This is a genomic window from Buchnera aphidicola (Macrosiphum gaurae) (assembly GCF_005080965.1).
Taxonomy (GTDB): domain Bacteria; phylum Pseudomonadota; class Gammaproteobacteria; order Enterobacterales; family Enterobacteriaceae; genus Buchnera; species Buchnera aphidicola_S.
In genome coordinates, this window is the sequence record NZ_CP034867.1 from 238,060 (window position 1) to 263,876 (window position 25,817).

Consider the following 25,817-nt stretch of genomic DNA (forward strand, 5'->3'; position numbering starts at 1 on the left):
ATTTTAATATGTTTAAATATGTAAGATTTATGTTTTTTTAACAACATTATTAATGATATTGAAAATATTCAACATGGAATCACGAATACCGAGAGAAAAAGCTTTTTCTGCCATAATCAATAGTTTATCTCTATTGAGCGAATTAAGTATATTAACTATTAACGTAGTATTAAAATTTGATTGATCAATTATTTTTGCAGCACCAATAGATTCTAAATTTTCTGCATTTCGATGTTGTTGTTTATCTTTATGTGGATAAGGTATAAAAATAGCAGCAATTCCCACTATAGATATTTCACTTACAGTTAATGCTCCAGAACGACAAATAATTATATCAGCCCATTCGTATGCAGAAGCTATATTTTTTATAAAACAGGTAATTATAAATTGATTTAATTGCAATTTTTGATATTTTTTTTTAGTTTTTTCTAATTCATAATTCCCTGTTTGATGCCAAATAATAATTTTTTTCTTTAATAAAAATAATACTTCAGGTAATATGTAATTTAAAATTGATGATCCTTGACTACCACCAATAACTAATACCCGTAAAAGACCTTTTCTGTTTTTAAAACGATTGATAGGAGGACTAATATTTATAATGCTTTCACGAACTGGATTGCCGACTACTTCTGCATTTTTTAAAACCCCAGGATATGCCTGCATATTCTTTGTGGATATTTTAGAAAGCCATCGATTTGTAATTCCTGCGATTTTATTTTGTTCATGTAAAAGAAATGGGATTTTGCAATTCCAAGCAGCAATTCCCCCTGGACCAGATACATACCCCCCCATTCCTAATATGATATCTGGAGACCAATTTTTTATTATTTTTTTAACATCATAATAGGCACGTAGTATATACATTGGTGAAAAAATTAAGTTTTTTAAGGTAGTATTACGCAATCCCTTAATTTTAATATAATGAAGTTTAATACCATATTGAGGTATAATTTTAGATTCTATACTATTTCTTGTTCCTATCCATTTAACACACCATCCTTTTTTAATCAAATAACGTGCTATAGTTAGCCCCGGAAAAACATGACCACCACTTCCACCTGCCATAATTATTATTTTTTTAGTAATCATTTAGGTCCTCTAGGAAATGCTTGTGATGTTCTTAATCTCATTTCAAAATCTATTCTTAAAAGAAAAAAAATGGCTATTGCATTTATAATTAAACTAGATCCACCATAACTAATAAATGGTAGGGTTAAACCTTTAGTTGGTAAAATGCCAGTAACAGCACCAACATTAATGAATGTTTGAAAACTAAACCAAACACCAATAGAACATGCCAAAAAACCTGAAAAAATTTGATTTTTCTTTAAAGCTTGTTGTCCAATATACATGGCACGAAAAGCAATAGTAAAAATTATTAACAATATTAAAAAACAACCAATATAACCCAATTCTTCACCTATAATAGAAAATATAAAATCACTGTGTGCATCAGGTAAATAATTTAGTTTTTGTATTGAATTACCCAAACCTTGTCCTAAAAAATTACCACGACCTAATGCTATTAATGATTGTATTAGTTGATATCCATTTCCAAATGGATCTTTCCAAGGATTCCAAAAAGATAAAACTCTTTTAGCACGATACGGTTCTAGCAATATTAATGAAATTACTATTAATAAACTCATTGTGATAATTATAGAAAATTGTCCTATTTTAGCACCAGAAATAAACAAAAGAGATAAAGTAGTAAAAAAAAGTACAATAACAGTGCCTAAATCAGGTTCTGCTAATAGAAGAATAGATTGTATTGTAATAATACTCATGGGTTTTAAAAATCCCCAGAAATTATTACGTACTTCATTAGATTTTCGTGACAAATAACTAGATATATAACAGAAAGAAGAAATTTTACATATTTCAGAGGGTTGTATATGTAAGAAACCTATACTTATCCATCGAAAAGATCCATGTATTGAATGACCTGCTAGTAATACAAAAATTAGTAATAAAATTGAAATTATTAATATAATATTACTATTTTCGTTCCAGAAAATAATTGGTGTGCGCAAAAAAATAAAAGATAATAAAAATATTAAAAAAAAATAAAATATTTCTCTTTTTATGAAAAAAAAAGGATTATGATATATATTTTGACTTATAGAAATCGACGTGGACATAACCATAATTAATCCAATAGAAAACAAACTTAAAGTCAGCCATAACAATAGACGGTCATATAGTATAAAAATATAATCTTTTTTATCATGATGTTCTGCAATATTTTTTTCATTTTTTAAATTTTTTTCTTGTAAGTACATCAAGTTATTTCCTTTATTAATTTTATAAAAAAATTACCTCTCTCTTCAAAATTAGAAAATTGATCTAAACTACTGCATCCAGGAGATAAAAGCACTGTGTCACCTGATTTAACTTGTTTTAAAATTAATATTATTGCTTTTTCTAAAGTTTCAACATAAATAGATTTTTTCTTGTATATTTTTGATAGTTTAATACCATCTTTTCCAAAACAGTAAATTTTTATTTTTAATTTTTTAAAATATATTTTTAGTGCGTTAAAATTTGCAAACTTGCTGTCTCCACCTAATAATAATCGTATTTTTCCAGATGTTTTTATAGATTTTAAAGCAACTATAGTACTATTCACATTTGTAGATTTAGAATCATTTATCCAACTTATACCTTTTTCATATTTAATTATTTGACACCGATGTGGTAAGTTTGAGAAATTTTTAAGTGTATTTATTGCAGAACTTCTAGGAAATTTCATTGCATCTGAAATAGCAATAGAGACTAATACATTATTATAATTGTGATCACCAGATAATAATATTTCATTAGTATTCAATATTTTTTTATTTTTAAAAAATAAAATAGCATCATTATGTTTATAAGAGATGTAATAATCACTTTGACTTGTTCCAAAACTAACCCAAGTTTTTGTTTTGTTGTCAACAAGATTATTTAATTTATCGTTAGAATTAACGATACAAATTTCTGCTTGTTTATAAATAGATATTTTAGTATTTTTGTATTGTTGAAATCCTTGGGGATACCTATTTATATGATCTTCAGTGATATTAAGAATAACTGCTATTTTTGATTTTAAAGTAAATGTATTTTCTAGTTGGAAACTAGATAGTTCTATTATGTATAAATCTACTTTTTTATCAAGCATTTTTAGAACAGGAAAACCAATATTTCCACCTAAAGAAGCTTTGCAACCTGCGTTTTCCGCAATTTTTGCAATCATTGTAGATACTGTGCTTTTTCCATTAGTTCCTGTAATGGAAATGATCGGAACAGTCACTTCTCTAGCAAATAATTCAATATCACTGAGAATTTCAATTCCTAATAAACGCGCTTTAATTAAAATAGGTTTAAATGAAGAAATTCCTGGGCTTATAATGATTAAATCTGATTCTAAAATCCATTTTTTTTTTAAACTTCCTAAACTATATTCAATTTTTTGAGGAATTTTTTTTAAATTTATAGGATGTTCAGATTCATCAATAATTCTAGGTTTTATGCCTCTTCGTAAAAAAAAATTAAGAGATGATATTCCTGTTAATCCCATACCTAAAATTAATATTTTTTTACCAAAATAATTATATGACATCAACACACCTTTAAAGAAATAAGACCTATTAATAGTAATATTAATGAAATAATCCAGAATCTTACAACAATCAAAGGTTCTAATATTCCCTTAATTTCATAGTGGTGGTGAATTGGGGCCATTTTAAAAATTCTTTTTCTTCTAATTTTAAATGACATTATTTGCATAATAACAGATATTGTTTCAAAAACAAAAACCCCACCCATGATAATTAGCAGCAATTCTTGATGCAATAATATTGCTATAGTTCCTAAAGAACCACCTAATGATAAGGATCCGACATCTCCCATAAATACCTTGGCTGGATAGCTATTAAACCATAAAAAACCTAATCCTGATCCAATAATTGCCATACATAATATAGCTAATTCCTCTGAATTTTTTACATAATGAATATGCAAAAAATTAGAATTGTTTATATTTTCACTAAATAAAGATATTAATGCAAAAGCACAAGCTAAAAAAACTACAGGCATAATAGCTAAACCATCTAATCCATCTGTAATGTTAACGGCATTGCTAGTTCCAACTATTACGAAATAACAAAGAAATATATATAAATAATTCATTTCAAAAGAATTTTTTATATAAAAAGGAATCATTAATTGAGTAGGAATAATACTTTGATTATTAGCATTCATTATAGAAATAAATATAAAAGCAAAAATAGATAAAAAAAAATATTTCCATTTTAATGTTAATCCTTTAGAATTTTTGTATTTTATTTTTTTATAATCATCTATTAAACCTATGATACCATATCCTATTAATATAATAATAACATACCAAATATAGATATTAGATAAATTACAATATAATATCGTCGAAAATAATATAGAAGAAATTATAAAAATTCCACCCATAGTAGGTGTTTCATTTTTTAATCGGTGTGTTTTCGGTCCGTTTTCTCGTATTATTTGATATTTTTTTAATTTTTTAAAGTGATATATGAAATGTGGTCCAAGATATAAATTAATAAAAAAAGAACTTAATAAACTAAATATTGCACGATATGGAACATAATAAAAAATGTTTAAATGAAAATTGAAGTACTCATTAAATAAAACTAACATTTTTTTTACTCTCCTTGATAAGCTCTTCTACTACTTCTTCCATTTTTGCACTACGAGATCCTTTGATTAATATTGTTATTTTTTCTTTCTTTAAAAAAAAATATTTTAAAGATTCGCATAATTTTTTTTTAGTATAAAAATGTTTGCCGTTATTAAAAACCGTAGTAATTTGATTGCTTATGTTTCCGATACTAAAAATTTTGTTAATTTTAGATAAATTAGCAGTGTTTCCTATCATTTTATGATACAAAATGCTATTTTCTCCTAATTCAGCCATGTCTCCGGTAACTAATATTTTGTATCCTGGCATTTTTTCTAATACTTTTATTGCTGAAATCATAGATGAAACGTTAGAGTTGTAAGTATCATCAATTAAAATTTTATTAGGTTCTAATATAATTGATTCTAATCTTCTTGAAACAAGAGGAGTTTCTAATAGTCCTATTTTTATTTGTTTTAATGGTATTTTAAGTGCGAAAGAAAGAGCACTGGCTGCTAATGCATTAGATATATTTTGATAACCTAAAAATGGTAAGGAAATATTTATTTTTCCGCATGGTGTATGCATTGTAAAAGATGTGCCATATACATAAATTTTAATATTACTACAAAAAAAATCGCTATATTTTTTTTTTTAATGGAAAAAAATATAATTTTATTTTTTTTTATATCTTTCTTCCATTGTGAAAGATGATGACTATCTAAATTAATAACAACTATTCCCTTAGGTTTTAATCCAGTCAGTATTTCTGATTTTGCTTGAGATACTCCTAATAACGATTTGAATCCTTTTAAGTGAGCAAAATGAATATTATTAATCAATATAATCTCTGGTTGACTAATACTACTAGTATAAGCAATTTCACCTGGTTTATTTGCTCCTAATTCAATTACAGCATATTTATGTTTTTTTGTTAACTGTAATAACGTCATAGGTACGCCAATATTGTTGTTTGAATTATCAATAGTAGATATCGTATTTCCATTTTTTCTTAGTATAGATGCTGTCATTTCTTTTACTGATGTTTTTCCACAAGAACCAGTGATAGCTAAGACTTTTACGTTAGTTTTTTTACGAATCCAGCTAGAAATTTGACCTAAAGCAATAGATGTATTTTTTACTATGATATATGAGACATAAGAATTTATGTTGTTTTGTGTGATAAAAGCAGAACAACCTTTTTTGATGGCATCGTTTATAAAAATATGTGCATCAAATTTTTTTCCTATTAAAGCAACAAAAAGACAACCTGGAACAATTTTTTTAGAATCAATTACAATCTGATCTATTAAAAAATCTGTTCCATGTAGTTTTCCATTAGTAATTAAAGCAATTTTTTTTAATGATAAAGAAATCATATCTTTTTTTCCAATAAGTTTAAGACTATTTTTTTATCTGAATAATTGATATATCTATTTCGAATTACTTGTTTTTCTTCATGTCCTTTTCCAGCTATCAAGATTATATGGTTATATTTTGCTTTATAATAAGCATAAGATATTGCTTTTTTTCTATTTTTAATAATGAGTATTCTTTTTTTATTTTTACAACCATTTAAAATGTCTTTGATGATTTTTTTTTCTTTTTCATTTCTTGGATTATCATTAGTAATAATGACTTTATCTGACATTTTTTCTGCAATCGCTCCCATAATAGAACGCTTTTTCTTATCCCTATCTCCTCCACATCCAAATATACACCATATGTAACTTGAGTAATGTAATCGAATGGCATCAAGTGTTTTTTTTAATGCATCCGGTGTATGAGCATAATCAATAATAAAAGTTGGTTTTTTAATAAAAGTAAATATTTCCATTCGACCATGTACAGGTATTAATTTTGCGGATGTGCGAATCAGATCAGATAAACTATAACCTAGTTCTAAAAGACAAGCTAATGATAACAAAAGGTTTGTTACATTAAAACGTCCAATTAAATGAGACAATATTTTACCTGTTCCCCAACTTGATTCAAATGCAATAAGAACAGAACTATTAATATACTTAATATCAGTAGCATTTATCCATTTTGTAGAATATTTTTTTTGCTTAGGATTTTGAATTGTAACGGCTATTGTGTAGTAATCAAGCAGTTTTTTTAACCATATTTTTCCATATTTATCATCGGCATTTACTATGATCTTTTTTACTTTATGTGTACTAAATAATAACCATTTTGCTGATTCATATTGTTTCATGTTTTGATGATAATCTAGATGATCTTGTGTAAGATTTGTAAAAATTGCAATATAAAAAGGCACTTCTTTAACACGATTTTGTATTAGGCCATGTGAAGAAACTTCCATAGTAACTAATTCAGCTTTTTTTTCTAGTGCTATAGATAAGAATAAATGAATAAAAATTGCGGAAGAAGTAGTGTTTTTTGTGGGATTTAAGGAATTGTAAAAACCGTTTCCTAAAGTTCCCATAGTTGCTGTTTTATTACCTAAAATTTCGCTCCATTGATTAATTAATTGTGTTACAGTTGTTTTTCCATTAGTACCAGTTACACCAATTATTTTTAATTTTTTGCCTGGTTCTTTATAAAAACGATTTGCTAACATTGATATGTTTTCAGATAGTTTAAAAAAATATATTATCAGAACATTGTCAATGTATTTAAACATTCCATGATTTTCTTTTTTTTTAGTTTCACATAGAATTGCTGCTGATTGTTTTTGAATAGCTTCACAAATAAAATTACGTCCATCTTTTTTTATTCCTGGAACAGCTATAAATAAATCTCCTTGATTTATAGTTCTGCTATCCATATTTAAATTCAAAATATATTTATTTGGAATATTTTTAATCCATGGTGATAATAAATATTTTAAGCAAGTGCTATTCATTTATTTCCTTTTGACTCAATTTTCAAATCAGTATTTCAATTTAATAAATTGTCTGGTTTTATATTCATTTTTTTTAATACTAATGTCATTATATTACTAAAAACTGGAGCAGAAACTGCACCTCCATAATATTTTTTTCCTTTAGGATTATCGATAACAATTATCAATGAAAATCTTGGATTACTAGCTGGTGCAATACCAGCGGTATAAGCTGTATATTTTTTAATATAATATCCATGAATTCCTACTTTTTTTGCAGTTCCTGTTTTAATAGCAATACGATATCCTTTAACTGCTGCTTGAACACCTCCTCCTCCTGGTTTAGCAACACTCTCCATCATATTAATTACCTTTTGTACATATTTTTTGGGAAAAATTCTTTTTTCTTCTATTGGACGGCTCACTTTTATAATTGAAAGAGGCCGATATATTCCATAACTTCCAATAGTGGCATACAATCGAGCTAGCTGTAGAGGTGTTACCATTAGTCCATATCCAAAAGAGAAAGTAGCTTTATCTAAATCAGACCAGTTTTTTTTTTTTGGCAAAAATCCGCTTTTTTCTCCAATTAGTCCTAGTTTAGTTGGTTGTCCTAATCCGAAATTAACATAACTATCAATTAATTTTAAAATAGGCATAGATAGTGCGATTTTTGATACTCCCACATTACTAGATTTTTGTAATATTCCGGCTGTAGTAAGTTGTTCATGATAGGAAACATCTTTTATTTGATGTTTTTTAATAAAAAAAGGTTTTGTGTTAATGATTGAATTTTCTTGAATTAATCCTAGTTTTAATGCTTCCATAATTACTATTGGTTTTACTGTTGATCCCGGTTCAAAAATATCTGTAACAGCTCTATTGCGTATATTTTTTTTTATCGTATGTCTCATATTATTAGGGTTGAATGCAGGACTGTTTGCCATGGCTAGTACTTCTCCAGTTTTAATATCAATTAAAATAGCAGTTCCGGAATCAGCTTTATTTTTTTCAACCGCTTCATCTATTTTTTGATATACGATAGTTTGCAATTTAGTATCAATGCTGAGGGTCAAGTTATTAGATGCACTTTTATCAACTAAAGATATATTTTCAACGATTTGACCTTTATTATCTTTTCTTATTTTTCTTTTCCCTGGTTTTCCTGTTAAAAGTGCATTGAAACTTTTTTCTATACCTTCAATTCCTATTCCATCTATATTAGTTATTCCTATAAGTTGAGCTGCAATTTTTCCAAAAGGATAATATCTTTTTGATTCTTCTAACAAAAAAATACCAGGTAACTGTAAATTTTTGATATATTCTGAAATATCAGGATTGATTTGACGTGCTAAATAAATAAATTTTGATTTTTTGTAAGAATTTATATGAAAAATTATTTCTTTTAATGGAATAGATAGCGCTTCTGACAAAGCTTGCCAACGTTTATCATTATGAATATTTTTGGTATCTAGAATTACTGATGGATCTGCGCAAATAGCGTTTACTGATACAGTAACTGCTAGCGGATAACCTGATCGATCATTAATAATTCCTCTGGTACTCAGCAAAGATTGTATTCTTAATGTTCTACGATCTCCTTCTGTTATTAGCGCATTAGGATTGATGATTTGTAAAAAAATTACTCGTAGGGTCAAAATTATTAAGGATAAAAAAATAAAATTATATAATATAAAAAATCGCCAATTTATATAGTTTATTTTTTTTATTTTTTTTTCTTTAAAAAAGTTAAATCTTTCTTTATTGTACATTTTTGAATTGATGTCCATCAATTTACATTTTCTTTATTAAATAAAAATTATCTTTCTTGAACTGTAGAATGAATAGATAAAGAATTTTTTTCAATTATTAAATTTCTCCATTCGTCGTTTTTTTCTTTTTTTTTAGAATAAGATTTTCTTCTTGACTAATTAATACACGAGTTTTATAAACTGTGATAACAACAAGACTGGCAGATAATATAATAGATATTAATAAAATTAAGTGAGCTTTTCCATATAAAAGCAAATCATTTTTAATTATTGTTGGTAAATCATAACGTTGAATTTTCATATTTATTTTTTTATTTCTGCCACACGAAGTATAGAGCTACGAGCTCTAGGGTTATTATTTATTTCACTTTGAGTTGGTGATATACGATTAATAATTTTTAATTTACATACTTTTAAATTATTTAATTGTTTTTCTGTGATAGGCATACCGTATGGAACTGTTGCTTTCATGCTGTTTTTGATCATGAATTTTTTTACTATTCTATCTTCTAAAGAATGAAAACTAAGAATTGATATGCGTCCTCCTGGACTTAATATTTTTAGTGTGCTTTCTAGAGCTATTTTAATTTCTTCTAATTCTTGATTGATGTAAATTCTAATAGCTTGAAAACTTCTTTTTGCTGGATGTTTAAATTTATTTCTTATCGGTATAGCTCTTCTAATAATATTTGCTAATTCTAAAGTACTTGTTATTTTTTTTATTTGACTAGCATATTTGATTGCATAAGCTATTTTTTTTGAAAAGCGTTCTTCTCCAAAATTTTTCAAAACGAAGGCAATTTGATTAACGCTACTTTTAAACAGCCATTCTGAAGCAGAAATTCCATGATTAGGATTCATTCGCATATCTAAAGGTCCATCTTTTTTAAATGAAAAACCTCTTTTACAATCATCAATTTGTAATGAAGACACTCCTAAATCAAATATAATTCCATTAACTTTCCCTATAATTTTTTTATTTTGTGCATAATTTAATAATTTTGAGAAATTTTCATTGATTATATGGAAGCGTGAATCTTTAATATTATTTCCAATAGAAAAAGCGATGGGATCTTTATCAATAGAATATAGTTTTCCATCCTTGCCTAGTTTTTGTAAAATTTCATTTGAATGTCCGCCTGTTCCAAATGTACTATCAATATAAATACCATTTTTTTTTATTTTTAAAGAATCAATTAATTCTTTTTTCATCACTGGAATATGTTTAAGTATACGATTCATTTTGAAATATAAATAATGTGATATAAAGTCATAATACAATACATGGTCATTTCTTCAAAATGACCATGTTTAATATATTTATTCAAAAACTTAACTATTTAAATATTATTAAGTTAGATTAAACAATATGTAATGTGTTCTTAAAAAATTTTTTTAATGTTTTTTTTTAAACATTTAAAAAATTTATCCCCGAGTAATTCCGACAATGCCGGAACGGGTTACTTCAATAACTTCTGAGATATTGCGTATTATTTTTAAAAAAGAATCAATTTTTTTTGTAGTTCCAGATAATTGCAATATATATGTTGTAGATGTTATATCTATAATTTGTCCTCGAAAAACTTCAGTAACATGTTTTACATCATTTTTTTTATAGTTGTTAATTTGAACTTTTAATAATATAATTTCACGTTCTATATGAGAAGATTGTTCAATTTGTACAACTCTCAATACATCGATTAATTTATGGAGTTGTTTTTCAATTTGTTCAATCGCTTTTTCATCTCCTACAGTTTGTATAGTCATTTTTGATAAAGAAGGATCTTCAGTAGGTGCTAGTGTAATAGTTTCTATATTATATCCTCTTTGTGAAAAGAGTCCTATTACTCGTGATAATGCACCTGATTCATTTTCTAATAGAATAGATAAAATTCTTCGCATATTTTAGGAGGCCTCTTTTTTTCTTAACCACATTTCATTCATACCCCCGCCTTGAATCTGCATAGGATAAACATGCTCAGAATTATCTATTTCGACGTCTACAAATACTAAATAACCCTCAGATAATTTATTTAATGCTAGTTTTAATTTTTCTTCTAATTCTATAGGGTTAGTGATTTTAATACCAAAATGTCCATAAGATTCTGCTAATTTTACAAAATCTGGAAGTGAATCCATATAAGAATGAGAATGTCGTCCAGAATAAATCATGTCTTGCCATTGCTTTACCATTCCTAAAGAAGAATTATTAAGATTCAATATTAATACTGCTAAATTATATTGTCGTGCTGTAGATAATTCCTGGATATTCATTTGAATACTACCGTCTCCAGTAATACAAATAACAGTTGCTTCAGGTAAAGCCAATTTAACTCCTAATGCGGCAGGCAATCCAAATCCCATCGTACCTAAACCACCTGAATTGATCCAATGTCTAGGTTTGTTAAATGGATGATATAATGCAGCAAACATCTGATGTTGTCCAACGTCTGAAGTAATATAAGATGTGCCTTTTGTAAGTTTGAATAAAGTTTCAATTACTGTTTGTGGCTTTATTTGATCACTGGTTTGATTATATTTAAGACTATTAACTTCTTTCCATTTCTTAATAGTATCCCACCAATCTTGTAAAAATAAAATTTTCTTTTCTTTTTTCAATAGTTCCAGCATTTTTTTTAAGACATATTTTGCATCTCCAACAATAGGTATATTAGCTGAAACAGTTTTAGAAATAGAAGTTGGATCAATATCAACGTGCAAAATAATAGCACTGGGACAGTATTTATTTAAATTATTTGTTGTACGATCATCAAACCTGACTCCGATTGCAAAAATTACATCAGCATGATGCATTGTCATATTAGCTTCATAAGTACCATGCATTCCTAACATAGAAATACTTTGAACATGAGTTCCTGGAAAAGCACCTAATCCCATTAAAGAAGTAGTAACAGGACAGTTTAATTTTTCTGCAAAAATCTGTAATTCTTCGCTGCTGTTAGAGCTAATAATTCCGCCACCTGCATAAATTACAGGTCTTTGAGAATTTAATAGTGTATATAGTGCTTTTTTAATTTGTCCTATATGACCTTTAGTTGTTGGGTTGTATGATCGTATATTAATTTTTTCTGGCCATTTATAAGAGAACTTACTTTCTTTTTTTAAAATATCTTTTGGCAAATCAATTACTACAGGCCCTGGACGTCCACTGGATGCTAACCAGAAAGCTTTTTTAAAAATCACTGGTATATCTTCAGTTTTTTTAACTAAAAAACTATGTTTTACTACTGGTCGAGAAATGCCAATCATGTCACATTCTTGAAAAGCATCATAACCGATTAATGAAGAGGCAACTTGACCAGATATAACAACCATAGGAATAGAATCCATGTATGCTGTAGCAATACCAGTAATAGCATTAGTTGCACCTGGTCCAGAAGTAACTAACACAACTCCTATTCTTCCAGTAGAACGGGAATAACCATCTGCCATATGAGTCGCAGCTTGTTCGTGTCTTACCAAAATATGTTCAATTCCACCAACAGTTTTTAGAGCATCATAAATATCTAGTACAGCACCACCAGGATAACCAAATATATGCTGTATTCCCTGATCAATTAATGATCGAACGACCATTTCGGCTCCTGATAACATTTCCATTTTTTCCTCCAGGACACTAATTTATTAGGTTGAATTTCCTAGTTCGCTATCTATCAGTTTATCCTGTAGTTTATCTAGATAAAATTAGCGCTATTTAGTATAAAAAAATTCAAAAATAAAATATTTTAAAATTTTTGTTTTTAAGTGTTATGTTTAATTTTTATAGAATAAAAAGTTGTTTGATTTTTAATTAATACTGAATGGAAATATAATACTAATTTTTATTATTACAAATATATCAGAGATTATCAATTAATAGAAACTATTAAGTATAATTTATATGGTTTACTTTTGATATGAAAAATTATTAGATTTAATGTTTATTAACTAAAAATTTTTTAAATTTAGGCGAAGTCCATGTTGAAAAAAAATTTTTTTCTTTAGTAATAAGACAAACGGCTAATTTCTCTTTCAATGCTAATTCTTTAGCTTTTTTAAAACCTAATATTAGCAATCCTGTATCCCAGCTATCAGCTTCTAAAGCAGTTGAGGAAATAACACTTACTGAAACTAAATTGTGATTTATAGGTCGTCCGTTAGAAGGATCAATTAAGTGTGAAATATATTTTCCTTTAAGATAGTAATAATTACGATAATTACCAGCTGTACTAATTGCATTATTTTTTAAATGTATTAATAAGTGTATTGAGTTTTTTTGATCAATTGGTTTTTGAATAGCAATAATTTTATCTTGCTTTTTAAATTTTTCTGTTTTGACTAGAACAGTTCCGCCTACTGCGATAGTATAATTTTTTATTTTTTTTATTTTCAATATAGATGATAGATGATCTACAGCAAAACCTTCACCAAGAGTAGAAAGATTAATTTCTATTCCATCTATATCTTTTTCTAAAAACATTCCTAAAGAATTTTTAATAAGTTTTAAGTGTTGACTACCTGAGAGGTGAATTTTTTCCTTTATTTTTTTTAAAGAAGGATAACTATCTGGTTTTTCTTTAGTACCGAATCCCCATATATCAATTAAAGGACTGATTGTAATATCTAATTTTCCATTAGTTTTTTTATTAACTTTCAAAGCAATAGAAATAATATTAAAAAAATTTTTATTAATTTTTTGTTTTTGGTTTTTTTTTAATTTATTAAATTGAGAGACTATGGAGTTTTTTTTCCAAGATGAAAGCATTTGTTCATCTTCATTTAAATATTTTTGTATTAAATTTTTTATGTATCTTTTATTTTTTAAATTAGGGATTTTAACTTGCCAATATGTTCCCATAGTTTTTCCTGTTAATACAGTAATGTTTTTTCTTTCTTTATGTAAAAGTTTATTTTCGAAAAAAACTATCATAAATATTATAAAAATAATAACTTTGTAAATGATATTCAAAAACATAAATAGTGTCGTTCTCCTAATTAATTGAAATAAATTTTACTGATTACTTTGTAAAAATAAAATTCTGGATATTTTTTTTTCATAATAATTATTGTTAATATTTTTCTTTTAAATTTTTGAGCACAAATATTTTTTGTTTTATATCCTCTTATCTAATCTTGATATTAGTATAAATTTTTATAATATAGATATTAACGAGGAATGGAGTTAAATATTGATGGAGTGTATAATAAACATTTATTCGATTAGGTAATGTATTATAATAATTTTTTTATTTGCAGATTAGATTGTAATTATGAGAAAGAAATAATGAAAAAATCAGCCATCACATTAAGCCAAGTAATACTGATTTTGACGCTATTACTAAGTTTTGGAATGTTTTGGAGTGATGTTGCTCCTACTACAAAAAATAGCACTGTTTCGAGAGAAATATATCCTAGTTTAGCGCCAATGTTAGAGAAAGTTATGCCTTCAGTAATTAGTATTAATATTGAAGGAAGTACTATTGTACATAATTCTCGTTTACCTCATCAATTTCAACCATTTTTTGGCGATAATTCTCCTTTTTGTCAGGGTAATTCACCATTTCGAAATTCTCCTTTTTGCCGAGTCAATCCTGATTCTGATAGTACTAATGAAAAATTTCGCGCATTAGGTTCTGGTGTAATTATTAACGCTGATAAAGGATATGCAGTAACAAATAATCATGTTGTTGAACATGCAAATAAAATTCAAGTTCAATTAAGTGACGGACGTCGTTATGAAGCTCAGATAATTGGAAAAGATGCGCGTTCTGATATCGCTTTAATACAATTAAAAAATGCAAACAATTTAAGTGCTATAAAAATTGCGGATTCCGATTCTTTACGAGTAGGCGATTATACTGTAGCTATTGGAAATCCATATGGTCTAGGCGAAACTGTGACTTCAGGTATTATTTCTGCCTTAGGACGAAGTGGTTTAAACATTGAGCATTATGAGAATTTTATTCAAACTGATGCGGCAATCAATAGAGGTAATTCTGGTGGAGCATTAGTTAATTTAAATGGTGAATTAATTGGAATTAACACTGCTATTTTAGCACCAGATGGTGGAAATATTGGAATAGGATTTGCAATTCCTGGAAATATGGTAAAAAATTTAACTGCACAAATGGTTCAATTTGGACAAGTAAGACGAGGTGAATTAGGAATAATAGGCATGGAGTTAAATTCAGATTTAGCACAAATTATGAAAATAAATGCACAAAAAGGTACTTTTGTTAGTCGAGTTTTACCTAATTCTTCTGCATTTGAAGCAGGGATTAAAGCTGGTGATATTATAATTTCTTTAAATAAAAAACCGGTTTCTAGTTTTTCAGCATTACGTGCTGAAATAAGTTCTTTACCAGTGGCAACTAAAATGGAATTAGGAATATTTCGAGAAGGAAAAATACAAAATATCATTGTTGAATTAAAACACTCTATAAAAAATAATTTAAATTCAGAGAACATTTATACAGGCATTGAAGGTGTAGATTTAAGTAATTATATGTCTAACGAACAAAAAGGTGTAAAAGTAGAGAATGTAAAATTAAACAGTCCTGCTTTTAAAATTGGTTTTAAAAAAGATGATATTATCATTGGGGTTAATCAGCAATTAATAAGTAACTTAGAAGAATTAAAAAAAATCTTAGATACTAAACCTAAAATATTAGTTTTCAGTGTAAAAAGAGGAAACGATAGTATATATTTAGTAAGTGAATAATTGTTTCATAGTTCCGCCCGAAAAAATACGGGCGGTTTTTTAATTTATGTTATATTTCTTAATAATTGATTGATTTCTGTTTTTTTGAGTGTTTTTAAATCTACTTTTTTTACAATAACAGCGGCATAAAGATTGTAGTTTCTATTTTTAGACGGTAAACTTCCAGAAACTACAACAGAATGGGCAGGTATTCTCCCATAAAAAATTTCTCCGTTTTCTCTATCATAAATTTTAGTACTTTGACCAATAAATACGCCCATAGAAATGACACATCCTTTTTCTACAACAACTCCTTCTACAATTTCGGAACGAGCACCAATAAAACAGTTATCTTCAATAATTGTAGGGTTATTTTGTAGTGGCTCTAAAACACCGCCTATACCTACTCCTCCAGATATATGTACATTTTTACCAATTTGAGCGCAAGAACCTATAGTAGCCCAAGTATCTATCATGGTTCCTTGATCAATATATGCTCCTATATTTATATAAGAAGGCATGATTACTGTATTATAATTAATGAACGCACCATATCTTATAGTTGCTGGTGGTACTATGCGTATTTTTTCTTGTTTAAATCTTTTTTCATCATATTCTTCATATTTTAATGGAATTTTATCATAATAGTTAGTAAAATTACCCTTTATAAAGTCACTTTTTTTTATATAAATATATAGTAGAATTGCTTTTTTTAACCATTCATGTGTAATCCAATTACCATCTTTTTTTTCCGAAATCCTAATTTCTCCATTATTTAATAATTTAATAACATAAAAAATAGTTTTACAAATATCACTATTAATATTAATTTTATTCTTATTTTCATAAGCGTCTTCAATTATTTTCTTTAATTCTTGCATCTTTTAATTTAACCTAATTTATTATTCATGAATAAGAGATTTTTTATTGGAAAAAATTAAATATTAGTTAATTTTGAAGGAATATCTTCATCTTTTCGCCATGTTAAAATATCACATCCATACTTCGTTACTAATATAGTATGTTCATATTGAGCTGATAAAGAACGATCTTTAGTTTTGATGGTCCACCCATCTTTCATGCATCTTACTTGAGAATTCCCAGCATTAATCATTGGTTCAATAGTAAAAATCATTCCTTCTTCTAAAATAATATTATTTTCTTTATTTTTATAATGTAATACGTGAGGTTCTTCATGAAAATTACGCCCAATACCATGACCACAATATTCTTTTACGACAGAAAAATTATTGTTTTCAACATAATTTTGAATAATCTCACCGATTTTATATAGTGGTATGCCTGGTTGAACTATTTTTAAAGCTAAATACAGGCTTTTTTGAGCTACTTCACATAAACGTTTAGATAAAATGCTCGGTTTGCCTATAAAAAACATTTTTGAAGTATCACCATGATAGTGATCTTTAATAATTGAAACATCTATGTTAACTATATCTCCTTCTTTGAAAACTTGTTTTTCATTGGGGATTCCATGACATACTACATCATTAATAGAAATGCAGATCGATTTAGGAAAACCATGATACCCTAAACATGCTGAAACAGCTTTTTTTTTATGAACAATATAATCATGACAAATTTGGTTAATATCTTCTGTGCTTATTTTTGGTTGAAGATATTTTTCTATCGTTTCCAATACTTCAGCTGCTAATTTTCCAGATATTCGCATTTTTTTAATTTCTGATGCTGTTTTAATTATACAACTCATAATATTAGCCGTTTTTTTGTATCAATTTTCAAAATTTAAAATATATTTGAATTATACTGTAAAATATCTTTTTTTTTTTAAATTTAATTGTAAAATTAAATAAAAATGTTAATAATTATTCGTTTTTTCATGCAAAAACATGATATAAATTATGTTGAATAATATATAAAAAAATAAAAAATTAATATATTGATCTTTTTTGTTTAGTATAATATTTATAAAGTATTTAATATTTTAAAATTAGGGGTGATTATGGAGATGGTATCAATGCGCGATATGTTAAAAGCAGGAGTTCATTTCGGACACCAAACACGTTATTGGAATCCAAAAATGAAACCCTTTATTTTTGGAACTCGTAATCGAGTACATATTATTAACTTAGAAAAAACTCTTCCAATGTTTAATTTTGCTCTTTCTGAATTAAAAAAAATTTCTTTAAGAAAAGGAAGAATATTATTTGTAGGTACTAAAAGGGCTGCAAGAAAAGCAATAAAAGAAGCGGCTATTAATTGTGAACAATTTTATGTAAATCATCGTTGGTTAGGTGGAATGCTGACAAATTGGAAAACAGTTAGGCAATCTATAAAACGTTTAAAAGATCTAGAAATAGAATCAAAAGATGGCACATTTTCTAAGTTAACTAAAAAAGAAGTTTTAATAAGATCGCGAGAATTGTGTAAATTAGAGAATAGTCTGGGTGGCATCAAAAATATGGGCGGATTACCTGATTGTTTATTTGTTATTGATGCTGCACATGAAAATATTGCAATTAAAGAGGCTAATAATTTAGGTATTCCCGTATTTGCTATTGTTGATACTAATTCCAATCCTGATGGAGTAGATTATATTATACCCGGTAACGATGATGCTATTCGATCAGTAAATCTATATTTACAATCTGTAGCATCTATTATTTCTAAAACAAATAAGCAAAATTTATCAGATAAAACATTAATTCATTGCAAAAATAATTTAGATATCGAATAAGAAATATTTTATAAAATAAAGAAGGCAATTAAGTATGACAAACAATAATATTAGTGCTTGTCTTATTAAAAAACTGAGATCTCGTACAGGAGCAGGTTTTTTAGAATGCAAACGAGCATTGTTAAAAGAAAATGGAAATATCGAGTTAGCTATTGATAATTTACGTAAGTCAGGTCAATTGATTGCTGAAAAAAAAGTAAATAATACTACTAATCAAGGTGCGATTTTTTCAAAAATTCAAAATAATAGCGGCGTTATGCTTGAATTAAACTGTGAAACTGATTTTGTTGCTAAAGATCATTCATTTATTTGTTTAGGAAAAGATATTATATTAAAAGCATTAGAAAAAAAAATTAAAGATATTAATCAATTAAAATATATGTTCGAATCAAAAAGAACAGATTTAGTTTTAAAAGTAGGCGAAAATATTAATATACGTCGTTTTTGTTATATTGAAGGTGAAAATATTTTTTCCTATCTTCATGGAATTCGAATTGGTGTGTTAGTTAGTGCAGGTCCTTTAAATAAAATCATATTAAAAAATATTGCAATGCATATAGCTGCAAGTAAACCAGAATATTTAAATCCAGAAAATGTATCTAGTTCAGTCTTTAAACGTGAATATGAAATTCAGTCAGAATTAGCACGTAATCTTAAAAAACCACCACATTTATTAAAAAAAATTATCGATGGTAGAATGAGTAAATTCATTAATAATATATCTTTAACAGGTCAAAATTTTATTATAGATCCGACAAAAAAAGTAGGAGATATTTTAAAGGAACATCACTCGTATATTACATCATTTATTAGATTTGAATTAGGTGAAAATATCCTTAAATAAATTATAGATTTAAAAAAATATTAATATAAAATATATTTAGGTTGAGAAATATGTCTAGGAATAAGAAATTTATATATCGACGTATTTTGTTGAAAATAAGTGGAGAAGTATTACAAGGAGTTAACAAATTTGGAATTGATATAAATTCTTTAAAACGAATAGCAAAAGAAATTGAATCTGTAGTAAAAATTGGAATTCAAGTAGGTTTAGTGATTGGAAGTGGTAATTTATTTCGTGGTGCACAATTATCTAAATTAGGTCTTAATCGAGTAGCCTCCGATCATATTGGCATATTGTCAACAGTTATTAATAGTTTAGCAATGAAAGATACAATTAATTCCATTTCTTCTATTAAGACTTGTTTAATGTCTGCAGTACCATTAAATGGTATTTGTGAAATATACAGTTTTGAACGAGCAATACATTTATTATCTAATAATTTTATTATTATTTTTGCTGCTGGAACAGGTAATCCTTTTTTTACAACTGATTCAGCTGCTTGTTTGCGAGGTATTGAGACAGAATCTGATATTATTTTGAAAGGTACTAAGGTTGACGGAGTATATTCACAAGATCCCAAAAAAGATGAGCATGCTATTTTATATAGAAAATTAACATATAAAGATGTCCTTAAAAAAGAACTAAAAGTCATGGACTTAGCCGCTTTCACACTTGCTCGAGATTATCATTTACCTATCCGAGTTTTTAATATAAACAAACCTGGATCTTTATATCGTATTATAATGGGTAATAATGAAGGTACTCTTATTACTAAATAAATTATTTAAAAATGTCATAATATTCTATTAAATTGAGAATATATTAAATAGGTAATCATGTGATTAATCAGATTAACGTACACACTCAGGAACGAATGGAGAAATGTATTCAAACGTTTCAAAAAAATATTAATAATATTAAAACTGGTCGAGCAGCTCCGACTTTGCTTCATAACATTTATATTGAATATTTTGGTTCTAAAACTTCATTGCGTCAAGTATCTAATATAATAGTCGAAGATTCTCATACTCTTAAAATTAATGTTTTTGATAATTCTATTACATCCTTAATCAGCAAAGCAATTTTAAATTCAAATCTTGATTTAAATCCAATTGTGAATGGTAAAGATATAATAATACCAATACCTCCGTTGACAGAAGAAAGAAGAAAAAAATTAATTAAAATTATTCGTAATGATGCTGAAAGCAGTCGTGTTAAAATTCGTAATATTCGTAGAGATTCAAATGATAAAGTCAAGAGACTTGTTAAAAATAAAACTATTAGTGAAGATCATGAATATATTTCTCAGACTAAAATACAAACCATGACAGATGAATACATTAGAAAAATAGATTCTATCTTATCTAAAAAAGAAATGGAACTTATGAAAGTTTAAAATTTTTATTTTTAATACATATTTCATGCAATAAAATACGCATCAAAAAATTTATGCAAAAAAATTATCAATGTTTTGTAATTAAGAATATTTATGAAAAAAATTACTATTTTAGGATCAACTGGTTCTATTGGTATTAGCACCTTATCTATTATTCAAAAAAATCCAAATTTATTTAAAGTAGTTGCTTTAGTTGCTAATACAAATATTTCTACTATGTTACAGCAATGTGAATTGTTTACTCCTGATTGGGTAGCAATGAGAGATGCAAAATCTGCTCATATATTAAGAAAAAAATTAAAACATAGAAAGATAAAAACTCAAGTTCTTTTTGGAGAAAAAGATATTTGTACATTAGCTTCATTGCAAGAGATAGACCAAGTTATATCTGCAATTGTTGGAGTAGCAGGTTTGTTACCAACACTATCTGCAATATATGCTGGAAAAACAATATTATTAGCTAATAAAGAATCTTTGATTACATGTGGTGATTTATTCATGAAAGCAGTTGCTTCAAGCGGTGCTAAAATTATTCCTATTGATAGTGAACACAATGCTATTTTTCAAGTCTTACCTTTAGAAATTCAAACAAATTTAGGTGTGGCCAGTTTAAAAGAAAATAGTATTAAAAATCTTATTTTAACTGCTTCTGGAGGACCATTTTATAAATTTCCTTCATCTGATTTATCTAGCATAACTCCAGATCAAGCATGTTCACATCCCAATTGGTTTATGGGAAAAAAAATTTCTGTAGATTCAGCAACTATGATGAATAAAGGTTTAGAATATGCTGAAGCAAGATGGTTATTTAATGCTTCAGGATCAGAAATTAAAATTTTAATTCATCCTGAATCAATAGTTCATTCTATGGTGCAATATTGTGATGGTTCTCTATTAGCACAATTATCAGTACCTGACATTAGAATTGCTATTTCGTATGCAATGTCTTGGCCCAATCGTATTTGTACAGAAGTTAATTTTTTAAATTTTTCTAAAATAAATAAGTTATCATTTTTCGAACCTGATTTTATTCAGTTTCCATGTTTAAAATTAGCTATTGATTCTTTTTCTCAAGGTCAATCTGCTATGATTGTTTTAAATGCTGTTAATGAAGTTGCTGTATCAGCTTTTCTTAATTCTAAAATTTCTTTTACTAAAATTTATGAGATAAACATTGAAATATTAATGTCTTCCTGTTTTTTAGAACCTAATTCTATTCAAGATGTTTTAGAAATCGATAGACAAGCAAGAATATTAGCTCAAAAAAAAGTTTCATCGTTAGTTTTTTAAATATACATTATTAATGTATTAATTTTTTTATTCAGAATATTTTAAAAAAATTCTATTTTTAAGAGAAATGTATACGTATTATGGAGCGTAAATCCTCATTAGAATATAATGAAAAAAATCATAAATATAATCCTCGTCATGTAGCAATTATTATGGATGGAAATGGACGATGGGCTAATAAAAAAGGCAAAATGCGTATTTTTGGTCATAAAGAAGGTTTTAAAGCGGTGAAAGAAGCAATAAGATTTTCTATTATAAATGATTTAAAAATATTGACATTGTATGCTTTTAGCAGCGAAAATTGGAATCGTCCATTATTTGAAATTAAATCTTTAATGGAGCTATTTTATTACGCATTAGAGAGTGAAATTAAAAATTTGAAAAAATATAATATTAGATTGAAAGTTATTGGTGATATAACATATTTTAATAAAAAATTACAAAAGAGTATTCGTAATGCAGAACAAATAACCTCAAATAATAATGGTCTAATTTTAAATATAGCTGCAAATTATGGTGGAAGGTGGGATATTATTCAAAGTATTAAGAAGATTATTTGCAAAGTTCAAAAAGGGATCTTAAATATAAATAATATTCAAGAGAAAACTTTTTCCGAATACTTATCAACTAGTAAACTACTTCCAGTAGATTTAGTTATTAGAACAGGAGGAGAAAAAAGAATTAGTAATTTTCTATTATGGCAAATAGCTTACTCTGAATTATATTTTACTGATGTTTTATGGCCTGATTTTAATCATTATGTTTTTCAACAGGCTATAGATGCTTTTATATCTCGTGAACGTCGTTTTGGAGGATGTAAAAAAAATGAGAAACAATAAGTTCTTATACCGTTAGTATTTTATATGAATAAAATTTAAATTTATATTAAATAACAAATTTTTCACATTATTCAAATAAATATTTTTTTGCTAAACAATATGATGCAAAATATGAATAATAATTAATTATGTTTTAAATTTTATTTTTACTTTATTATTTCTCTGAAATTGTAAGTGTTTTTAATAAATTCTACGAAAAAATAAATCTATCGCAGGAAAAATTATAACAATAATGCTAATTAAAAATTTTCTTATAGCTTTTTTAATGTTTTTTAGTGTTGTAGTTTGTGCAAAGGATAAATTTTTAGTTAAAGATATTCAGTTTAAAGGATTAAGAAATTTTTCACAAAACGAAGCGTTAAAAAATATTGTTTTTAGTATCGGAAATCAAATATCGCAATATGATGTGCAAAACAGTATTAAATCTTTATTTAAAACAGGAAAATTGGAAGATATTAAAGTAGTGTTTTCAAAAAACACGATTATTTTCAATATTAAAGAAAAACCTGTTATCTCTAATATTGTTATTTCTGGTAACCATATTGTGAATTGTTCTATTTTAGATAAATACTTAGAAAAATTAAATATTAAAAAAGGAAGATTTTTTAATGATTTTTTTATTAAAATTTTTATCAAGACAATAGAAGATTTTTATCATCATATTGGAAGATATAAATCAAACATAAAAATATTAAAAAATTTTTCTGAAAATAATACTGTGAATTTAAAAATATTAATCAATGAAGGTATGCCAATAAAAATTAATAGTATAAAAGTATTTGGTATTCAAGATTTTCCTAAAGAAAAAGTCATGTCGTTATTTAAATTAAAAGATCATCATGCTTGGTGGAATTTTTTAGAAAAATGTATTTATTCCCCACAAGAATTAAAAAATGATTTAGAAAATTTAAAGTATTTTTATTTAAATCATGGATATTTTTATTTTAATATAGATAATCAGAAATTAGATTTTCTTCAGGATAAAAATGAAGTGAATATCACTATAAATATTTCTGAAGGAAAAAAGTATAGGATTTCAAATTTCTTTATCAATGGGAATTTATTTCCATATCAAGAATTAATTGCAAAGTTTATTACAATTAATCGTTATGAATTTTATAATAAAGAAAAAATTGATGCTATAACACATAGAATAACAAGATTTTTATCTGAAAATGGATATATTGATGCTCAAATTATAGTTGAGCCGAAAATTAATCATGAAAAAAAAACAATAGTATTAGATTTTAATATCGATATTAAACAACGTTTTTTTGTAAAAAATATTCATTTTGAAGGAAATGAAATAACTCAAGATAAAGTTTTACGTCGTGAAATCAAACAAATAGAAGGTGAATATTTCAATATAAAATTAGTGGAATTAGGTAAAAAATTACTAGAAAAAACAAAATATTTTAGTGATGTTGAAGTAATTAAAAAAGTAAATTCTGATAAACTGAATCAAGTTGATATTACTTATAAGGTAAAAGAACAACCTACTGGTTCTATAAATTTTGGACTGGGATATGGGATAGATAGCGGAACAAGTTTTAATATTTCTTTTTCCCAAGAAAACATGTTTGGTTCTGGAAATGCTTTAAAGGCTAGTGTTATTAAGAATGACAATCAAAAATATGCTGATATATCAATGAGTTATCCGTATTTTTTTTCTAATAATGCGGATTTAAACACTAGATTTTTTTATAACGATTTTAAATATAATTTTAGCAGCATTTCAAATCTTATAAAAAAAACTTATGGTTTTGAAGGCAATTTAGGGCTTTTAATTAATGATTCTAATAAAGTAAACTTGGGATTTGGATATACTCATAACGGTATTAACAATAAAGAAAATACAATCGATTCTTCTTTATTAACAAAAAAATTATTAGATTCAATGTTTTTAAAAAATAGTCTAGTAGAAGATTTTACTATAAATTACTCCTGGATTTACGATAATTTAGAATATTTTTATTTTCCTACTTCTGGTAATCAAATACAAATTAGTGGAAAAAATACTATTCCCGGATCTGATAATAACTTCTATAAAATAATGTTTGATGGACAGCAATATACTCCATTAAATCAAGAAAAAAATTTAATATTTTTAAGTCACGTCTATATGGGAATAGGTAACATTTTTAATAAAGAAAAACTTCCCTTTTATGAAAACTTTCATGCTGATAGCAAAAACAATATTCGTGGTTTCCGTACGAATACTATCGGTCCTAAAACAACATATAATCGTGAGCAGTTAGATGATTGTGTTGGATATAAAAATAATAATATGTGTGAATCAATTGATTCAATCGGTGGAAACTTAACTTTAGTTTCTAATTTAGAGCTTATTGTGCCTTGTCCTTTTATAAATAAAAAATATTCTAAATTTCTTCGTGCTTCTTTGTTTTTAGATGCTGGTAACATTTGGAATACACAAAATGATAATGCTAAAAATATTGATTTTTTTTCATTTTTAGAACAAAACATATTAAACGATATTGATTCATCAGTTGGTTTTTCATTGCAATGGTTTTCTCCGATTGGTCCATTAGTTTTTTCTTATGCAATTCCTATTCAAAAAAATAAAAATTATCAGTTGGAACCATTTCAATTTAATATTGGTAAAAATTGGTAATTATAATATAAGTTAAGATAAAAATTATTTAGTATATCTTCATTATAAAAATATTTAATTTCTTAATATCAAATAAATAGTTTAAATTAAATTTATATTTTTAAAATATAATGTTGATTG

At 26.3% G+C, this 25,817-nt stretch carries 22 protein-coding genes and 1 pseudogene; 8 read left to right on the plus strand and 15 right to left on the minus strand.

All coding sequences use genetic code 11. From position 1 onward, the window contains the following. Nucleotides 1–27: 27 nt before the first annotated feature. The 13 genes and pseudogenes from murG to D9V72_RS01145 form a co-directional block, all read right to left on the minus strand. Nucleotides 28–1,092, minus strand: coding sequence for an undecaprenyldiphospho-muramoylpentapeptide beta-N-acetylglucosaminyltransferase (murG, locus tag D9V72_RS01090; RefSeq protein ID WP_158354730.1), 1,065 nt, complete (start codon nt 1,090–1,092; stop codon nt 28–30). Then, nucleotides 1,089–2,288 (minus strand): cell division protein FtsW, encoded by a 1,200-nt coding sequence (ftsW, locus tag D9V72_RS01095; protein ID WP_158354732.1) that lies wholly within the window; start codon nt 2,286–2,288, stop codon nt 1,089–1,091. The genes murG and ftsW overlap by 4 nt, the downstream gene beginning before the upstream one ends. Next, the gene (gene murD, locus D9V72_RS01100; RefSeq protein WP_158354734.1) at nt 2,285–3,604 is read right to left on the minus strand and encodes a UDP-N-acetylmuramoyl-L-alanine--D-glutamate ligase; all 1,320 of its coding nucleotides are present in this window, start codon (nt 3,602–3,604) and stop codon (nt 2,285–2,287) included. The genes ftsW and murD overlap by 4 nt, the downstream gene beginning before the upstream one ends. Next, nucleotides 3,604–4,677: a phospho-N-acetylmuramoyl-pentapeptide-transferase gene (gene mraY, locus D9V72_RS01105; RefSeq protein ID WP_158354736.1), complete on the minus strand. Its 1,074-nt coding sequence runs from the start codon at nt 4,675–4,677 to the stop codon at nt 3,604–3,606. The genes murD and mraY overlap by 1 nt, the downstream gene beginning before the upstream one ends. Next, nucleotides 4,661–5,245, minus strand: coding sequence for a glutamate ligase domain-containing protein (locus D9V72_RS03175; protein WP_261979227.1), 585 nt, complete (start codon nt 5,243–5,245; stop codon nt 4,661–4,663). Before D9V72_RS03175 ends, mraY begins: the two co-directional genes overlap by 17 nt. Continuing rightward, a complete protein-coding gene (locus D9V72_RS03180) occupies nt 5,221–6,036 on the minus strand; it encodes a Mur ligase family protein (RefSeq protein WP_261979228.1) in 816 nt (271 codons plus the stop codon). Before D9V72_RS03180 ends, D9V72_RS03175 begins: the two co-directional genes overlap by 25 nt. Then, nucleotides 6,033–7,526, minus strand: a complete 1,494-nt coding sequence (gene murE / locus D9V72_RS01115; RefSeq protein ID WP_158354738.1) for a UDP-N-acetylmuramoyl-L-alanyl-D-glutamate--2,6-diaminopimelate ligase — start codon at nt 7,524–7,526, stop codon at nt 6,033–6,035. The genes D9V72_RS03180 and murE overlap by 4 nt, the downstream gene beginning before the upstream one ends. Nucleotides 7,527–7,561: 35 nt before the next feature. After that, nucleotides 7,562–9,277 carry a peptidoglycan glycosyltransferase FtsI gene (gene ftsI / locus D9V72_RS01120; RefSeq protein WP_158355420.1) on the minus strand — a complete coding sequence of 572 codons (1,716 nt, stop codon included), beginning with the start codon at nt 9,275–9,277 and terminating at the stop codon, nt 7,562–7,564. A 47-nt stretch (nt 9,278–9,324) separates the two neighbouring features. Beyond that, nucleotides 9,325–9,578 (minus strand): annotated as a pseudogene (locus D9V72_RS01125) (cell division protein FtsL). A 2-nt stretch (nt 9,579–9,580) separates the two neighbouring features. Further along, nucleotides 9,581–10,519 carry a 16S rRNA (cytosine(1402)-N(4))-methyltransferase RsmH gene (gene rsmH / locus D9V72_RS01130; RefSeq protein WP_158354739.1) on the minus strand — a complete coding sequence of 313 codons (939 nt, stop codon included), beginning with the start codon at nt 10,517–10,519 and terminating at the stop codon, nt 9,581–9,583. Nucleotides 10,520–10,702: 183 nt separating this feature from the next. Then, nucleotides 10,703–11,179, minus strand: coding sequence for an acetolactate synthase small subunit (ilvN, locus tag D9V72_RS01135; protein WP_158354741.1), 477 nt, complete (start codon nt 11,177–11,179; stop codon nt 10,703–10,705). A 3-nt stretch (nt 11,180–11,182) separates the two neighbouring features. After that, entirely contained in the window at nt 11,183–12,898 is a 1,716-nt protein-coding gene (gene ilvI / locus D9V72_RS01140; protein WP_158354743.1) for an acetolactate synthase 3 large subunit, read from the minus strand. A gap of 313 nt (nt 12,899–13,211) precedes the next feature. After that, entirely contained in the window at nt 13,212–14,252 is a 1,041-nt protein-coding gene (locus D9V72_RS01145; RefSeq protein WP_158354745.1) for an FAD:protein FMN transferase, read from the minus strand. A 309-nt stretch (nt 14,253–14,561) separates the two neighbouring features. On the opposite strand from D9V72_RS01145, the gene degP reads away from it, so the two are divergent. Then, nucleotides 14,562–15,998, plus strand: a complete 1,437-nt coding sequence (gene degP / locus D9V72_RS01150) for a serine endoprotease DegP (protein WP_158354747.1) — start codon at nt 14,562–14,564, stop codon at nt 15,996–15,998. Nucleotides 15,999–16,042: 44 nt separating this feature from the next. Here the strand turns inward: degP and dapD are convergent, their stop codons facing one another. Both dapD and map read right to left on the minus strand, forming a co-directional pair. Continuing rightward, the gene (gene dapD / locus D9V72_RS01155) at nt 16,043–16,858 is read right to left on the minus strand and encodes a 2,3,4,5-tetrahydropyridine-2,6-dicarboxylate N-succinyltransferase (RefSeq protein WP_158354749.1); all 816 of its coding nucleotides are present in this window, start codon (nt 16,856–16,858) and stop codon (nt 16,043–16,045) included. A 56-nt stretch (nt 16,859–16,914) separates the two neighbouring features. Next, nucleotides 16,915–17,706 (minus strand): type I methionyl aminopeptidase, encoded by a 792-nt coding sequence (gene map / locus D9V72_RS01160; protein ID WP_158354751.1) that lies wholly within the window; start codon nt 17,704–17,706, stop codon nt 16,915–16,917. A 252-nt stretch (nt 17,707–17,958) separates the two neighbouring features. On the opposite strand from map, the gene rpsB reads away from it, so the two are divergent. From rpsB to bamA, 7 genes are all read left to right on the plus strand, one after another. Beyond that, the gene (gene rpsB, locus D9V72_RS01165; RefSeq protein ID WP_158354753.1) at nt 17,959–18,693 is read left to right on the plus strand and encodes a 30S ribosomal protein S2; all 735 of its coding nucleotides are present in this window, start codon (nt 17,959–17,961) and stop codon (nt 18,691–18,693) included. 34 nt (nt 18,694–18,727) lie between these two features. After that, nucleotides 18,728–19,537: a translation elongation factor Ts gene (gene tsf / locus D9V72_RS01170; RefSeq protein WP_158354755.1), complete on the plus strand. Its 810-nt coding sequence runs from the start codon at nt 18,728–18,730 to the stop codon at nt 19,535–19,537. A gap of 50 nt (nt 19,538–19,587) precedes the next feature. After that, nucleotides 19,588–20,316, plus strand: a complete 729-nt coding sequence (gene pyrH / locus D9V72_RS01175) for a UMP kinase (RefSeq protein ID WP_158354757.1) — start codon at nt 19,588–19,590, stop codon at nt 20,314–20,316. Nucleotides 20,317–20,375: 59 nt separating this feature from the next. Then, a complete protein-coding gene (gene frr / locus D9V72_RS01180; protein WP_158354759.1) occupies nt 20,376–20,933 on the plus strand; it encodes a ribosome recycling factor in 558 nt (185 codons plus the stop codon). A 93-nt stretch (nt 20,934–21,026) separates the two neighbouring features. After that, nucleotides 21,027–22,223: a 1-deoxy-D-xylulose-5-phosphate reductoisomerase gene (gene ispC, locus D9V72_RS01185; RefSeq protein ID WP_158354761.1), complete on the plus strand. Its 1,197-nt coding sequence runs from the start codon at nt 21,027–21,029 to the stop codon at nt 22,221–22,223. Between the two features lie 80 nt (nt 22,224–22,303). After that, on the plus strand, nt 22,304–23,062 hold the full coding sequence (gene uppS / locus D9V72_RS01190) for a polyprenyl diphosphate synthase (RefSeq protein ID WP_158354763.1): 759 nt from the start codon (nt 22,304–22,306) through the stop codon (nt 23,060–23,062). A gap of 232 nt (nt 23,063–23,294) precedes the next feature. Then, nucleotides 23,295–25,697 (plus strand): outer membrane protein assembly factor BamA, encoded by a 2,403-nt coding sequence (bamA, locus tag D9V72_RS01195; RefSeq protein WP_158354765.1) that lies wholly within the window; start codon nt 23,295–23,297, stop codon nt 25,695–25,697. Nucleotides 25,698–25,817 lie beyond the last annotated feature (120 nt).

What these genes read in the sequence shown, in the direction of transcription:
- degP (WP_158354747.1), top strand. Translation starts at nt 14,562, where the DNA reads ATGAAAAAATCAGCCATCACATTAAGCCAAGTAATACTGATTTTGACG.
- ispC (WP_158354761.1), top strand. Translation starts at nt 21,027, where the DNA reads ATGAAAAAAATTACTATTTTAGGATCAACTGGTTCTATTGGTATTAGC.
- D9V72_RS01145 (WP_158354745.1), bottom strand. Translation starts at nt 14,252, where the DNA reads ATGTTTTTGAATATCATTTACAAAGTTATTATTTTTATAATATTTATG.
- D9V72_RS03175 (WP_261979227.1), bottom strand. Translation starts at nt 5,245, where the DNA reads ATGCATACACCATGCGGAAAAATAAATATTTCCTTACCATTTTTAGGT.
- murD (WP_158354734.1), bottom strand. Translation starts at nt 3,604, where the DNA reads ATGTCATATAATTATTTTGGTAAAAAAATATTAATTTTAGGTATGGGA.
- pyrH (WP_158354757.1), top strand. Translation starts at nt 19,588, where the DNA reads ATGTCTAGGAATAAGAAATTTATATATCGACGTATTTTGTTGAAAATA.
- ilvN (WP_158354741.1), bottom strand. Translation starts at nt 11,179, where the DNA reads ATGCGAAGAATTTTATCTATTCTATTAGAAAATGAATCAGGTGCATTA.
- rsmH (WP_158354739.1), bottom strand. Translation starts at nt 10,519, where the DNA reads ATGAATCGTATACTTAAACATATTCCAGTGATGAAAAAAGAATTAATT.
- map (WP_158354751.1), bottom strand. Translation starts at nt 17,706, where the DNA reads ATGAGTTGTATAATTAAAACAGCATCAGAAATTAAAAAAATGCGAATA.
- D9V72_RS03180 (WP_261979228.1), bottom strand. Translation starts at nt 6,036, where the DNA reads ATGATTTCTTTATCATTAAAAAAAATTGCTTTAATTACTAATGGAAAA.
- mraY (WP_158354736.1), bottom strand. Translation starts at nt 4,677, where the DNA reads ATGTTAGTTTTATTTAATGAGTACTTCAATTTTCATTTAAACATTTTT.
- dapD (WP_158354749.1), bottom strand. Translation starts at nt 16,858, where the DNA reads ATGCAAGAATTAAAGAAAATAATTGAAGACGCTTATGAAAATAAGAAT.
- uppS (WP_158354763.1), top strand. Translation starts at nt 22,304, where the DNA reads ATGGAGCGTAAATCCTCATTAGAATATAATGAAAAAAATCATAAATAT.
- murE (WP_158354738.1), bottom strand. Translation starts at nt 7,526, where the DNA reads ATGAATAGCACTTGCTTAAAATATTTATTATCACCATGGATTAAAAAT.
- rpsB (WP_158354753.1), top strand. Translation starts at nt 17,959, where the DNA reads ATGGAGATGGTATCAATGCGCGATATGTTAAAAGCAGGAGTTCATTTC.
- ftsI (WP_158355420.1), bottom strand. Translation starts at nt 9,277, where the DNA reads ATGTACAATAAAGAAAGATTTAACTTTTTTAAAGAAAAAAAAATAAAA.
- murG (WP_158354730.1), bottom strand. Translation starts at nt 1,092, where the DNA reads ATGATTACTAAAAAAATAATAATTATGGCAGGTGGAAGTGGTGGTCAT.
- ilvI (WP_158354743.1), bottom strand. Translation starts at nt 12,898, where the DNA reads ATGGAAATGTTATCAGGAGCCGAAATGGTCGTTCGATCATTAATTGAT.
- bamA (WP_158354765.1), top strand. Translation starts at nt 23,295, where the DNA reads ATGCTAATTAAAAATTTTCTTATAGCTTTTTTAATGTTTTTTAGTGTT.
- tsf (WP_158354755.1), top strand. Translation starts at nt 18,728, where the DNA reads ATGACAAACAATAATATTAGTGCTTGTCTTATTAAAAAACTGAGATCT.